This is a genomic window from Pseudomonas sp. RU47, from assembly GCF_004011755.1.
Taxonomy (GTDB): Bacteria; Pseudomonadota; Gammaproteobacteria; order Pseudomonadales; family Pseudomonadaceae; genus Aquipseudomonas.
In genome coordinates, this window is record NZ_CP022411.1 from 5,855,060 (window position 1) to 5,869,333 (window position 14,274).

Consider the following 14,274-nt stretch of genomic DNA (forward strand, 5'->3'; position numbering starts at 1 on the left):
CCTTATTCAAACCTGTGCGATCCACTTGCGATGGGTATGGATCGACATCAAAACCCCAAACGCTGACAGCAGCGTCACCAGCGAAGTTCCTCCGTAGCTAATGAACGGCAACGGCACCCCTACAACCGGCAACAGGCCACTGACCATACCGATGTTGACGAAAACGTAAACAAAAAACGTCATGGTCAACGCACCGGCGAGCAATTTGCCGAACAGCGTTTGTGCCTGGGCGGTGATCACCAGCCCCCGGCCAATCAGCAACAGATAGATCAGCAGCAGCGCGCAGATGCCCACCAGGCCGAACTCTTCACCGAGTACGGCAATGATGAAGTCGGTGTGGCTTTCCGGCAGGAAGTCCAGGTGCGACTGGGTGCCAAGCAGCCAGCCCTTGCCGAACACGCCGCCGGAACCGATCGCGGCTTTCGACTGAATGATGTTCCAGCCGGTGCCCAGCGGATCGCTTTCCGGGTCGAGGAAGGTCAGGATTCGCTGCTTCTGGTAGTCGTGCATGATGAAGAACCACATCGCCACCGACACTGGAATCGCCGCCGCCAGCACGCTGAGAATCCAGCGCCAGCGCAGCCCGCCCATGAACAGCACAAACGCGCCGCCCGCCAGAATCAGCAGCGAAGTACCGAGGTCAGGCTGGCGCACGATCAGCGCGAACGGCACGCCGATCAGCATCAGGCTGATGCCGACATGCTTGAGTTGTGGCGGTAACGTGCGCTTGGACAGGTACCAGGCGATGGTCGCCGGCATCAGGATCTTCATGAACTCCGAGGGCTGGAAGCGGATCACCCCGGGGATGTTGATCCAGCGCGTCGCGCCCATCGCGTTGTGGCCCATGATGTCCACCACCAACAGCAGCACCACGCCAATCACATAACCAAGCGGCACCCAGCGCGCCATGAAACGCGGCTCGAACTGGGCGATGATGATCATCGACACCAGACCGATACCGAACGAAGTGGCCTGTTTAGCCAACAGATCCCAGCTCTTGCCGCTCGCCGAATACAGCACGAACAAACTGCCGGCGGCGAGAATCAGCAGCAGGATCAGTAACGGGCCATCGATATGCAGTCTTTGCAGCAACGTCGCGCGGCGACGCATCACATCCTCACTGGAGAGCATGCGATCAAAGTTATTCATCACGGGCCGTAGCCTCCGCACTGATTGGGCTGGCGTATTCGGCCTTCAAACGTCCGTCCTGATCGAGCAGCCAGGCGTCCATGACCTGACGCACCACCGGCGCCGCAACGCCGGAGCCGGACTCACCGTTCTCGACCATCACCGATACAACGATTTTCGGGTCATCAGCCGGGGCAAAACCGACGAACAAGGCGTGGTCGCGGTGACGCTCCTGAACCTTGGAGCGGTCGTACTTCTCACCCTGCTTGATCGCCACGACCTGCGCCGTACCCGATTTGCCGGCGATGCGGTATTGCGCGCCGATCGCCGCTTTGCGCGCAGTACCGCGCGCACCGTGCATGACCTGCTGCATGCCGTGGTTGACCTTGGTCCAGTCCGACGGATCGCGCAGGACAATGTCCGGCATCGGGTTTTCGTCTACCGGCTTCACCCCTTCGAGGGATTTAGCCAGGTGCGGACGATTCCAGATGCCTTTGTTGGCCACCAGCGCGGTGGCCTGAGCCAACTGCAGCGGGGTTGATTGCATGTAGCCCTGGCCGATCCCGAGAATCAGGGTTTCGCCCGGGAACCACGCCTGTTTACGCGTCGCCCGTTTCCATTCGCGGGACGGCATCAGGCCGGGGGATTCTTCGAACATGTCCAGCGAGACCTTCTGGCCGATGCCGAACTTGTTCATATAAGCCGACAACCGATCAATGCCGAGCTTGTGCGCCAGGTCATAGAAGTAGGTGTCGTTGGAACGCATGATCGCGGTATCGAGATCGACGAAGCCGTCGCCCGTGCGGTTCCAGTTACGGTATTTGTGATCGTAGTTGGGCAGCATGTAGTAGCCGGGGTCGAACACTCGGCTCGAAGCCGTCACCACACCGGAATCGAGACCGGCAATCGCCACCGCTGGCTTGATCGTCGAGCCCGGCGGGTACAGACCGCGCAGCACGCGGTTGAACAATGGCCGGTCGATCGAATCGCGCAACTCGGCGTAGGCTTTGAAGCTGATGCCGGTGACGAACAGGTTCGGGTCAAAACTCGGCTGGCTGACCATTGCCAGAACTTCGCCGGTCTTCGGATCGAGCGCCACGACCGCGCCGCGACGTCCGCCCAATGCCGCCTCGGCCGCTTCCTGCAATTTGATGTCCAGACTGAGGACGATGTCCTTGCCGGGAATCGGATCGGTGCGCTTGAGCACACGCAAAACGCGACCACGGGCGTTGGTCTCGACTTCTTCGTAACCGACCTGACCGTGCAATTCCGGCTCGTAGAAACGCTCGATGCCGGTTTTACCGATGTGATGGGTGCCACTGTAGTTGACCGGATCGAGGGTCTTCAGCTCTTTCTCGTTGATCCGCCCCATGTAGCCGACCGAGTGCGCAAAATGCGCGCCCTGCGGGTAGTGACGAACCAGTTGCGCAACCACCTCCACGCCGGGCAGGCGGAACTGGTTCACGGCGATCCGGGCAATCTGCTCTTCGCTCAGCTCGAACAGGATCGGCACCGGTTCAAACGGCCGGCGCCCCTGACGCATGCGCTTCTCGAAGATCACCCGATCCTCGGGCGTCAGCTCCAGCACTTCGACAATCACGTCGAGCACTTGCTGCCAGTCGCCGGAGCGCTCGCGGGTCATGCTCAGGCTGAAGCTTGGGCGGTTGTCCGCCACCACCACGCCGTTGCGGTCGAAAATCAACCCACGGGTCGGTGGAATCGGCTGCACATGGACGCGGTTGTTTTCCGAGAGCGTCGAGTGGTACTCGTACTGGATCACCTGCAAGTAATACAGCCGCGCGATCAACACGCCGATCAACAGCATGATCGCAATGGCCCCGAACACGACGCGGCTACGCACCAGGCGTGCGTCCTTTTCGTGGTCCTTGATGCGGATCGGCTGAGACATGAGGGCTGGATTACTTGTGGTAAGGGTGACCGGACAGCACGGTCCAGGCACGATACAACTGTTCGCCGATCAGGATCCGCACCAGCGGGTGCGGTAACGTCAGCGGCGACAACGACCAGCGCTGATCGGCACGGGCACAGACTTCCGGCGCCAGCCCTTCCGGGCCACCGACCATGAAATTGACCGTGCGCGAATCCAGCCGCCAACGGTCGAGTTCGACCGCAAGCTGCTCGGTGCTCCAGGGCTTGCCGTGGACTTCCAGCGTGACGATCCGCTCGTTCGGCCCGACCTTGGCCAGCATGGCTTCGCCTTCCTGGCGGATGAAACGGGCCACGTCGGCATTCTTGCCACGGGTATTGAGCGGTATTTCCACCAGTTCCAGCGCCAGCTCGGACGGAAGACGCTTGGCATATTCATGCCAGCCTTCTTCCACCCACTTGGGCATGCGTGAACCGACGGCGATCAGGCGCAGTCGCACAGCAATCCCTTACAGCTGGTCTTTGTTGAGCTTGGTGAAATGCTCGTGGGTGTTTTCCGGGCTGTGGTGTTTGGCGTCGGCCGCACGGCTCTGCTCGGCACCGGCCCACAGGCGCTCCAGGTCGTAGAACTGACGTGCCGAGGCAGTCATCATGTGCACGATCACCAGGTCCAGGTCGAGCAGCACCCAGTCGCTGTCGCCCTTGCCTTCTTCGCCCAGCGGCTTGGCGCCCTGCTTTTTGACTTCTTCGCGAACCTTGTCGAGCATCGCGTTGATCTGGCGGTTGGACGTACCGGTGGCGATGATCATGTAGTCAGTGATGCTCTGCTTGTCGCGAACATCGATGATCTGGATGTCTTGCGCCTTGACGTCTTCCAGAGCGGCTACGGCCAGTTTGACCAGCTCGTCGCCCTTCAGCGGCTCGTTGGTGTTGACCGGTTCAGGCAGCGGGGCGCTCTTGAATGTGCCTTTGCGCTTTACTTTGGTTTGGTCTTTGTCAGTCATATAAAACTCGTTTTGCTCATATATTCGGCGGCTTGGCGATACGTGTATTCGTATCAGTGAAGCACGCCTTGCTCAGTTCGACGCACGGTAAAGTCCGTGCGCATCGATGTAGGCCAGGACCGCGTCGGGCACCAGGAAACGTACCGACTTACCGCTGGCCAGCAGTTGACGGATCTGGGTGGCGGAAACCGCGAGCGGTGTCTGCCAGACGAATGCAATCTGTCCGCTCGGCCCTTTCAGGGCCAGCGGGTCGCTCACCGAACGCGCTGCCAGCAGGTTGCGCAAGGCATCCGGCGGTTCGCTGTCGGCGTCCGGGCGCTGTAGCACCAGGATGTGGCAATGCTGGAGCAACTCTTCCCAGCGATGCCAAGTGGGCAGGCCGCAAAATGCGTCCCAGCCCAAAAGCAGAAAAACCTGGGTCTCGGCGGGCATTTCGGCACGCATCGACTCCAGGGTATCAATGGTCCAGGACGGCTTGTCCCGCTGCAATTCGCGGGCGTCCACCACCAGCGACGGCAATCCGGCCACCGCACACTCGACCATCGCCAAGCGATCCTGCGCCGACACCTGCGGCGTACCGCGATGTGGCGGCCGCGCATTCGGCATCAGGCGCAACTCGTCGAGCGCCAGCGCTTCGGCAACTTCCAGCCCACCACGCAAATGGCCGATGTGCACCGGGTCGAACGTGCCGCCCAATACGCCGATGCGTCGGGGGCGGGACTCGCTGCCGGTCTGCGGCGCTGTCAGGTCGAGGTCGGTCAAGTCAGACCGTCGCCTGGCCGCGCAACTGGCCATCACCGACCACGATGTACTTCTCGCAGGTCAGTCCTTCAAGACCCACCGGGCCGCGGGCGTGCAGCTTATCAGTAGAAATGCCGATCTCGGCACCCAATCCGTATTCAAATCCATCGGCGAAGCAGGTCGGGGTGTTGATCATCACCGACGCCGAGTCGACTTCCGCCACAAAGCGCCGGGTATCGGCGAGATTTTCGCTGACAATCGAGTCGGTGTGATGGGAGCCGTAATGGTTGATGTGTTCAATCGCCTGATCCAGACCCTCGACCACACGGATCGACAGGATCGGCGCCAGGTACTCGGTGCTCCAGTCGTCTTCGCTGGCCGCAACGGCGTCAATAATCGCCAGGGTGCGCTCGCAGCCGCGCAATTCGACGCCTTTTTCGCGGAACTGGGCGGCCATCGACGGCAGGAAATCCTTGGCAACCGTCTGATCAACCAGCAGCGTCTCCATCGCACCGCAGATGCCATAACGATAAGTCTTGGCATTGAAGGCGATGCGCTGGGCTTTCGGCAGATCGGCGTTTGCACTGACGTAAACGTGGCAGATGCCGTCGAGATGCTTGATCACCGGCACCCGGGCATCACGGCTGATGCGTTCGATCAGGCCACGGCCACCACGCGGCACGATCACGTCGACGTACTCGGGCATGGTGATCATCGCGCCGACGGCGGCACGGTCAGTGGTTTCGACCACTTGCACCACAGCAGCGGGCAGTTCGGCTTCGGCCAGACCACGCTGAATGCACGCGGCAATCGCCCGGTTGGAATGAATCGCTTCGGAGCCACCGCGCAGGATGGTCGCGTTGCCAGACTTGAGGCACAGGCTGGCGGCATCGATGGTCACGTTCGGACGGGATTCGTAGATGATCCCGATCACACCCAGCGGCACGCGCATCTTGCCGACCTGAATCCCCGACGGACGGAAGCTCATGTCGCGGATCGCACCGACCGGATCCGGCAGCGCGGCGACCTGACGCAAACCGACGATCATGCCGTCGATGCGCGCCGGGGTCAGTTCCAGACGTTCCAGCAAAGCGGGTTCCAGACCGTTGGCGCGACCGGCGGCCAGATCCTGTTCATTGGCTGCGGCAAGCTCGGCGCGCGCGGCGTCGAGGGCATTGGCAGCAGCCTGCAAGGCGCGGTTTTTCTGCGCGGTGCTGGCACGGCCGATGACCCGGGAGGCTTCGCGGGCGGCGCGACCCAATCGGGTCATGTAGTCAAGAACGGACTCAGTCATGGTCTGCTGGGGTCTTGGCAAAGAGGAAAGCGGCAGATTATAGCTGTCGCGTCCCGGGACTAACAGCGGTGACGGGCGGATGGTCGAAATGAACGCGGATTCGCCGGCGTTCAGGCCCAATTAAGCCGTGCGTTGTTATCATCACCACCTCCTGAGCCTGGATAAACGTTACCTGCCATGTCCAACCTGACCGTTCGCAACCGCGCCGAACGCCTGCCGCTGGGGCTCCCGGACGCCTTTTTCGACCGAGATGCACAAGTGCTGGCGCAGGACCTGCTCGGCAAAGTCATTCGCCACCGGGTCGGCGACCTGTGGCTAAGCGCGCGAATCATCGAAACCGAAGCCTATTACTGCGCCGAAAAAGGCAGCCACGCTTCGTTGGGCTACACAGAAAAGCGTAAGGCTTTGTTTCTGGATGGCGGCCACATCTATATGTATTACGCCCGTGGCGGTGACTCATTGAATTTCAGCGCGCAAGGGCCGGGCAATGCGGTATTGATCAAATCCGCTTATCCGTGGGTCGATGAAGTCAGCGGGCCGGCGAGTCTGGCGCAAATGCTGTTGAATAACCCCGATGCTCAGGGACGTGCGCGTCCTTCGCAAAAACTCTGCGCCGGGCAAACCCTGCTGTGCAAAGCGCTGGAGCTGAAAGTGCCAGTGTGGGACGCCAAGCGTTTCGATCATGACGTCCTTTTGGTAGAGGACACCGGACCGGCACCTTCGCGCATCATTCAAACCACACGCCTGGGCATTCCCCATGGCCGCGATGAGCATCTGATGTATCGCTTTGTCGACGCTGCCTACGCGCAATGGTGCACGCGGAACCCGCTGCGCCGCGGTCAGGTCGAAGGCCGGGATTATTTTCTGCTGTAAACACAAACTCATGTAGGAGCTGCCGAAGGCTGCGATCTTTTGACTTTGTTTTAAGGATCAAGATCAAAAGATCGCCGCCTGCGGCAGCTCCTGCATAGGGATCATCAATGGTTTGGAGTTTTTCTGTATGGGCCCATGGCTCGATAGCGTGACCGGGTGGCTGGCGGCCAACCCACAATGGCTGGCTGCGGCGGTATTCATTGTTGCCTTTGTGGAATGCCTGGCGATTGCCGGTCTGATCGTGCCCGGCACCGTGCTGCTGTTTGCCGTCGCCGTTCTGGCCGGCAGCGGCGCACTGTCGCTGAGCGAAACCCTGCTGCTGGGTTTTCTCGGCGGGATTCTCGGCGACGCTGTTTCGTATCTGCTCGGCCGCCATTTCCACCAAAACATTCGGCGCCTGCCGGGGTTACGCCATCATCCGGAATGGATGGCCGGCGCCGAGTCGTATTTCCAGCGCTACGGCATTGCCAGCCTGTTGGTCGGCCGCTTCATCGGGCCGCTGCGGCCGATGCTGCCAATGGTCGCCGGCATGTGCGACATGCCCTTCCCGCGTTTCGCCGCTGTCAGCCTGCTGGCCGCCGCCGGCTGGAGTCTGGCCTATCTGCTGCCAGGCTGGGCCACCGGCGCGGCCTTCCGCCTGCCCTTGCCTGAAGGGTTCTGGCTGCAAGCCGGCATTGTCGCCGGGAGCATCGCCGCAATGGTTGGTCTCAGCGTGAACAGCAGCTTGCGCCGTCACCGTCGCGCGACGATCTGGATCAGCAGCATGAGCCTGTTGATTCTGACGGGCCTGTTCGTCGGCTATCCGTATCTGACAGCACTCGATCAGGGCGTGATGACACTGGTGCAGGAGCATCGCCAGCCAATGCTGGATGAAATTGCAGTCACGCTGACGCTGATCGGCGAGTTCCGCAACATGCTCATGTTCAGCGCTTTGCTCGTCGTCCTGCTGCTGATCTGCCGGCAATGGCGTCACGCGCTTTTTACCGCAGGCACGTTGCTGGTTACCGCACTGGCCAACACCGCAACCAAATACTTCTTCGCCCGCGTGCGCCCGGAAGTCCTGACCGACCCGCTGACCACCTACAGCATGCCCAGTGGCCATGCCTCGGGCGCGTTCGCGCTGTTTCTCAGCCTCGCTGTGCTGGCCGGTCGCGGGCAACCGCCGCGCATGCGTCTGACCTGGCTGCTGATCGGTTGCATGCCCGCACTGGCCATCGCCCTGTCGCGGGTTTATCTCGGTGCGCACTGGCCAACTGACGTGCTCGCCGGCGCCATGCTGGCCAGTTGCGTGTGTGCGGCGAGCCTGTGGCTGAGCCAGCGTTCGACATCGCTCAATGCCATGCCCTTCAAAGTCTGGTGGCTGATCCTGCCGGCGATGCTGGCAATGTTCGGTTTCTTCGTACTGCGGCATCTTCCGCATACGTTGTTGCGTTACGCTTATTGATTGAAACTTCACAAGGGTTATTTTCTTGCGCGGCTCTTTTCGGAAACTTCCGACGAGAGCCGCGCTCTTGCCCTATTCAAACTTACTTGTCATGGGAAAGTTTTCAGGCAACCAACTATCAACTTTCGTACATATAAACCCGGCATAAACCGAGTTACATAATTGCCCGCACAACACCGAGATAAAGCATTCCACCCCGCGGAAAAACCATTAGATTGACTCAGCCAATTCAATAACTTTCGATCATCAAAACACTTCAACCAACGCAACGTTAACTACGGCGCGTGTTTTGGTTATCTATTGATTCGAGTCATTCATGAGTCCGAAGATACCGCGCAAACCAACATCGACCCTTCGACAACCCGACCCGCAGACACCTGCGCCATTCCCAGGGGGCCCTGCGGCCTGGCGGCTGCCCGGTTTTGCCGACTCCGTCGGCCCGCCGCGCAGCATCGAGGCACCGGGCGCGACTGACCCGGTCCTTCCTCCCGCCATTACGATCAGCGCCCTGCCCTCGCAACCCCCTGGGACATCCCGTCACGACGGGACGGGAAATCGATACTGGTTGAAACAAGACTTTCTGCACGGCATGCAGCCGGCGGACGAAGACGGCTTTCGCTGGATTGTCGGCCGCCGTTTTGTCGACGTCGAATACGAGGGCCGTCTCGAAACGACCCATGTCGGCACCGACGATTACGGTGTCTGGCGGAGCAAACTGCTGACCGAGCGTCATCCCTCTGGCCCCAGGCTTTATAAAAACCAGGACCGTGCGACCTGGCGTCTGAGCGAACAGGTCAGCGAGATCCCGCCAGTCAGTGCTGAGCGGCTGACACCCGAAACGGCTTCGCAGAAGCGCCCCGGGATGCCTGGCGTCAGGCCGATTGCTCCGAAGCAGCCTCGAACGACCGATACACCCAGCGAGATCGATCAGGCTCGCTACAGGCCTACCTATCGTTCACCGGATGCTCAAGGCTATTACGAGTTCACGCCCTTCCTGAGCACGAATCCGGCCGACATCCAGTTTGCCTTCAGGAACAAATACGGCAACCCGGTCCGGGTCGATCCGCCTGCGGCAGGGTTTGGCGCAGAACCCGCCCACCTGAAACACTGGACCGATCACGAAATTTGGCAGGTGTACAGCCTCGTGGGCCAGGGCATCTTGAGGTTTCGTGCCGAAGCGGGGTCCAGCGGCAGACCGCCACAATGGGCCGAAGCCCGAGAGACCGGCAACCCGCACAGTGACTTGCTGAGCGACGCCCTGCGCTGGCTGCAGCCGACCATGACTCGCCAGCAAAGCGAAACTTTCCTGCAGGCCTACAATCTGCTGCCGAGCCAGTTGACGCGCTTGCGCCAGGAACTCAAAAACACCTTGGCAATCCCCGAGTGGGCCGAGGCGCACAAGCGCTTGACCGAGGACACCGGCAATCCTCAGCGCCTCGAACAATTGAGCCGCGATGCCGTCAGCGAACTCAATCTCAAACGCGATGCCCGACACGGTTGGTACGACCCCGAAAGCAGCCTGACCCCTGAAGTGCGCGAAGCGCTCCTGACGAAGCTCGGTTACCTGCGCAACAAGAATAACTGCCTGTACCGCACCGACATTCCGGCCCTGTTTCGCGGCGATGAGCGCACACCGTTCGAACTGGCCAATGACGGCGCCATGCTGCCGCGCTACCACCACGAACCGGGGGCGACTACGCACAAGCCGATCAGTGCCACGTTCAGCCTCGATGAGGGGCAGACGTATGCCAGCAAACCTGATCCCGAATATCTGCGTTACAACAGCCAGACCAACAAGTACCCGGGACGCAGGGCCGATGAGTCGTCTTCGGACAGTGATGCCAGTGATACGGAAAGTGCGGCGTCGTCCGACTGGTCCAATCCGGACAGCCCGATTGCCTGGGATCACGACCGGCATTACCGCAGCACCCGCGAAAAACAAAAAGAGATGTTTGTGTATGTCCTCGACACCCGCCACCTGGAAGTGGTCCCGCATGAAGAGAACATGCTGTTCAACTCCGCAGCCCGCGATACCCGCCCTACCTGGTTCCCCTCCGACGACTTCGAAGGGCTGATTTCGGTTACCCGCAGCGGATTGGCGGCAGAACGCATCTGGCTGCTGAACTCATCCCAGACCAAAGGCGCCAAGGTCGACGACATCAGAACTCAGGCCGGCGACCGCGCCGAGCGCATCGAGGCAGCCACCCATGCCGGACATGCCAACGCCTTCGAATATGACCGCTTGATCGACAGCGTCGAAGCGGCGGGTCAACCGATCATCAGACTCTCGGGCAACCGCAACGAATTCGCCTACGACATCGCCTGGCCGTAAGTGCCGGCAGTCATCTGCGCAACGTGCCTTACAGAAACGCACCGGCTCGGATGCCGGTTCATAGCGCAATTCATTAAAGGACTAATACGTGTCAACACTCATAGTACCCAGCATCGCAGCCCTTGAGGCCCGGGCACTGGGAATGGAGCAGATCGAAGCCTCGGCCAATCCCCATGGACGCCAGCCGCGTCCTGTCGTGCGCAAAAGCATCGCCACCCAGACGGATCCGGATGCCCCCTTCATGCGCACACTGGAATCCCTCGACAAACATTTTGGCCCCTTACGCATTGGCGAAGTCACGACCACTCGCGTCGAACTGCAGGCCTTCGGCGCGACAGTGCATGGTCAGCCCATCAGCCCGGCGAATGCCGGCATGCAAAAGGTCGATCAGGCTTTTCTGGACGCTCTCAACTTCGATGCGACCAAGGCCCACGCACGACTGAAGGCCATCGATACCGCCGACATCGATGGCCCCGGGCTGTTGTTCTTTGAGATTTCCAGCCAGCGCTCGTTCAATGCCGGAAAACTCTTCGTCGGCACCGCCGGCCTTGAGCCGGGCAGTGTGATGGAACGCCTCAATCGTTTGTGTCACGCCGCGCAGAAACTGGACATCCGGAAAGTCGACTCATTTGAAAACTCGCCAGGTTGGGTCAACAGAGGCAAAAGCTATCTGATGAGCGGCGCCGGTGTCGGCATGCAGGCGTTCGGTATCTACAGCGGCTACCGGGCCATGCTCGATGCCATCAAGAACGGAGAGACCCGGGAAGCCTGGATTCAGGGTGGCTCGATTGCCGCCGAGCTGGGCTCGTTGATCCTGGAACAGGGTTTCAGCAAAGGCGGCCAGGCCATGCTCAACCAGAGTGGCAATGTCTTCCGGTACTTTCCGCGGACTTCTTTTGGCAAATACCTCAGCCGCGGCGCCGGGATGTTTGCCAGCATTATCACCTTGCCGTTCGACATCAATGATGCAGTGACATCATTCAATGCCGCAGCAGTCACCAGCGGCAAAGAAGCCCAGGACCACTACGTCAGCGGTGGGCTGAGTGTCGCCGGCGCGGCCATCAGTCTGGCGCTGGGCATGGCGGCTGTGGCCGGTTTCGGCAGCGTTGCCGGCCCTCTTGGCCTGGCCGCCGCCGGGCTGCTGATCGCCACCTCGTTGATTTACCAGGCTGCGCGCGTGGTCGATGACATCGACGACTACATCGAACTGACGTTTCACGAGCGTCTGCGCTCCGGCTGGTTCGCCTTCACCCGTCAGGAACTGGACAAGGACGTCATGGACCGTTTCAAGCTGTCCAAGGGCTATCGCGACCATAAGGGCCAACTGGAGATGTCCGCCCGCCAGATGCTCGACGGCGCGTACAAACACTCCCTCGAACACGTCGTCAACGGTGCGTTTCGGGTAGAACTCAAACCCGTGGAAATCTGGCGCTACCGATGGGATGAAAGCGCGGATGAACAGCCGTTCAAAGTCGATAGTTATGCGGCGGTCGTGGAAGGCGACGACGTCATCGATGCCGGCAAGGGTCTGCCGGCAGACCTCGAGGGCAAGGTCTCCGGCAGTGCCGGCGATGGCAAAGGTGTGTTCTGGCGCCTTGGTGATGGCAATGACCGGGTGATCGGGCTGGAGAACCAGCCCAATATTTTCACCTATCGAGCGGATCACAAAGCGCTGACGGGCGGCGCCAAAAGCGACGCGTTCTATCAAGAGGTCACCGAGGCGGAACTCGACCGGACAAGCAAACCGGCGCATCTGAGCGTGCTGGATGGCGGTGCAGGTTCCGACACTCTGGCGTTCGAGGGCAGCCGCCCGCGCAACGACACGCGCAATATCGGCCATGACATCAATCTGCAAAGCGGCAAGGTCAGCCTGCGCGGCCTTGATCCCGATGTCGATGCCCTCCACGTCACCCAACTGACATCGATTGAAAACGTGTCGACGTTGCGCAAAGGCACCAGCCGCGTGACCGGCAGCGATGAAGCCAACCGCATCGCTGCGAATGGTTACGACCAGGTCAACGCTGGCGGCGGTGACGACACCATCGCCATCGGCGGCATCGACTGCCGGGTCGATGGCGGCAGCGGGATGGATCGCTATTACATTGCCGATACCTGCGCACGCACGACGATTGTCGAAGATGGCGAACACGCCAGCCTGATCGAGTTTGGCTGGCCGCAGGACATCATCCAGCACTGGGAAATCAACGACACTGCACTTCGGGTCCGCTCCCTGCGCGGCAAGGATGGCAGCGACCCCGAGCACGTCCTCACCGTCGCAAATGTCTACCAATGGGTCGATGGCCAGCGCCAGCTGAAAAACGACAAACTGGTGTTCAAGACTCAAGACGAATACGAACTGCTGGCGCTGCTGCCAGTGAAACCGGGCGAGGCCCTGATCGAGCGTGTCGACGTGGCAGTGAGCGTTGCCGGCAAACCGGCCCCCGCTGCAGAAATCGTCAATGGCGGTACGGTGGAGATCAATGACCTGGGGCGCAAACGGCATTATCTGTCGCGCATGGCGGGCAACGTCGAGTTCGTCGCCAGGCAACAGGTTGCGCAGACCTCGCGTACGATCCATCTGGATTTCAAAAGCACTGAAATCAGCGACGTGGTCGTTAGCTACAACGTCGAAGTGCGCAAGGGTGTGTCCGGCAACACGCATCTCACCTACAAGAACATCGATCTGGCGCTGCACTTGCCAGAGAAGATCGTGACATTCAAAGGGGTGATTCAGACTATCCCCGCAGCCACCGGTTACAGCGGCCGAAACAGCCTGAAAGTGACGACACCACTGCTCGCACAGGACGTCGTGTTGATCCTGCAGGATGAAGTGTCGTATCGCCTGCAAGTGCCGGATCTGGATTACGAAGACGATGTCCGCAATCCCGGCACCCGCAGCCAAAGCACGCGCAGTTGCCTGAAGCGGCGGAAAGGGAATTACCTGTTCACCCGCCCCGTGCCCGGCGAAAAGCTCTCGCTGCCAGCACAGCCCAGCAAAGTGGTGATTCCGCCAGGCCCACATACCGGCATCTACGTGCTCGATGGGCACAGCTCGAGTTACGACGTGTACCTTGCCAGCAACTCGATCGTGCGCCTCTCGACGCCGGGTGCCGCCGCCAACACCGCTGATGCTTCTATCTGGAACATTTTCACCAGTGCCCTGAAGGAAACGGTCAAGCGCGACGATATTCAGCTGAACGCCAACCGCTTGCGCATCGGTAGCGCGATGGTTGAGTTGCCGACTATCAACGCTGAATCACCCGTGGAGTCAGTCAGCGTCGTGACGTCTGCGGGAAACATCTATGAAGTGTCGCTGCTGTTCGAAGTCTTCCAGTTGTACGTCATCGACGCCCGCCGTTTTGCCAGTGTCGAAGCACTGCTGGCAGACATCGAAGCGCATCGACAGCGTAACGAACTGGCCGCCAACGTTCATGTCACCCACCTCAGCGCCAAGGGCACAACCGGCAAGGTGGTTTACCGCTCGGCGAAAAAGTACTGGAGCGTCGACAGCGATCCGCAGAGCCAGGTCAGGGCTGAGGACTTGCTGATCAGTTCAAACCAGAAAACCTGA

The 14,274-nt window shown here is 60.5% G+C and carries 10 protein-coding genes; 4 read left to right on the forward strand and 6 right to left on the reverse strand.

What is annotated here, in order from left to right; genetic code table 11:
* Window positions 1–6 precede the first annotated feature (6 nt).
* The 6 genes from rodA to CCX46_RS26780 form a co-directional block, all read right to left on the reverse strand.
* The gene (rodA, locus tag CCX46_RS26755) at window positions 7–1,110 is read right to left on the reverse strand and encodes a rod shape-determining protein RodA (RefSeq protein WP_049802149.1); all 1,104 of its coding nucleotides are present in this window, start codon (window positions 1,108–1,110) and stop codon (window positions 7–9) included.
* Between the two features lie 31 nt (window positions 1,111–1,141).
* Window positions 1,142–3,037, reverse strand: coding sequence for a penicillin-binding protein 2 (mrdA, locus tag CCX46_RS26760; protein WP_127929907.1), 1,896 nt, complete (start codon window positions 3,035–3,037; stop codon window positions 1,142–1,144).
* Window positions 3,038–3,047: 10 nt separating this feature from the next.
* Window positions 3,048–3,515 (reverse strand): 23S rRNA (pseudouridine(1915)-N(3))-methyltransferase RlmH, encoded by a 468-nt coding sequence (gene rlmH, locus CCX46_RS26765; protein ID WP_003185785.1) that lies wholly within the window; start codon window positions 3,513–3,515, stop codon window positions 3,048–3,050.
* Between the two features lie 9 nt (window positions 3,516–3,524).
* The gene (gene rsfS, locus CCX46_RS26770; protein ID WP_016986117.1) at window positions 3,525–4,019 is read right to left on the reverse strand and encodes a ribosome silencing factor; all 495 of its coding nucleotides are present in this window, start codon (window positions 4,017–4,019) and stop codon (window positions 3,525–3,527) included.
* 72 nt (window positions 4,020–4,091) lie between these two features.
* Window positions 4,092–4,814, reverse strand: a complete 723-nt coding sequence (nadD, locus tag CCX46_RS26775; RefSeq protein WP_127929908.1) for a nicotinate-nucleotide adenylyltransferase — start codon at window positions 4,812–4,814, stop codon at window positions 4,092–4,094.
* A complete protein-coding gene (locus tag CCX46_RS26780; RefSeq protein ID WP_127929909.1) occupies window positions 4,783–6,054 on the reverse strand; it encodes a glutamate-5-semialdehyde dehydrogenase in 1,272 nt (423 codons plus the stop codon). The genes nadD and CCX46_RS26780 overlap by 32 nt, the downstream gene beginning before the upstream one ends.
* Before the next feature lie 177 nt (window positions 6,055–6,231).
* Here CCX46_RS26780 and CCX46_RS26785 point away from each other — a divergent pair, with 177 nt between their 5' ends.
* The 4 genes from CCX46_RS26785 (at window position 6,232) to CCX46_RS26800 (ending at window position 14,274) form a co-directional block, all read left to right on the forward strand.
* Complete coding sequence (locus tag CCX46_RS26785) at window positions 6,232–6,927, forward strand: DNA-3-methyladenine glycosylase (RefSeq protein ID WP_127929910.1); 696 nt, start codon at window positions 6,232–6,234, stop codon at window positions 6,925–6,927.
* A 127-nt stretch (window positions 6,928–7,054) separates the two neighbouring features.
* Window positions 7,055–8,371 carry a bifunctional DedA family/phosphatase PAP2 family protein gene (locus tag CCX46_RS26790; RefSeq protein ID WP_127929911.1) on the forward strand — a complete coding sequence of 439 codons (1,317 nt, stop codon included), beginning with the start codon at window positions 7,055–7,057 and terminating at the stop codon, window positions 8,369–8,371.
* 565 nt (window positions 8,372–8,936) lie between these two features.
* Window positions 8,937–10,703 (forward strand): hypothetical protein, encoded by a 1,767-nt coding sequence (locus CCX46_RS26795; RefSeq protein WP_238704359.1) that lies wholly within the window; start codon window positions 8,937–8,939, stop codon window positions 10,701–10,703.
* Between the two features lie 88 nt (window positions 10,704–10,791).
* Window positions 10,792–14,274 carry a calcium-binding protein gene (locus tag CCX46_RS26800; RefSeq protein ID WP_238704360.1) on the forward strand — a complete coding sequence of 1,161 codons (3,483 nt, stop codon included), beginning with the start codon at window positions 10,792–10,794 and terminating at the stop codon, window positions 14,272–14,274.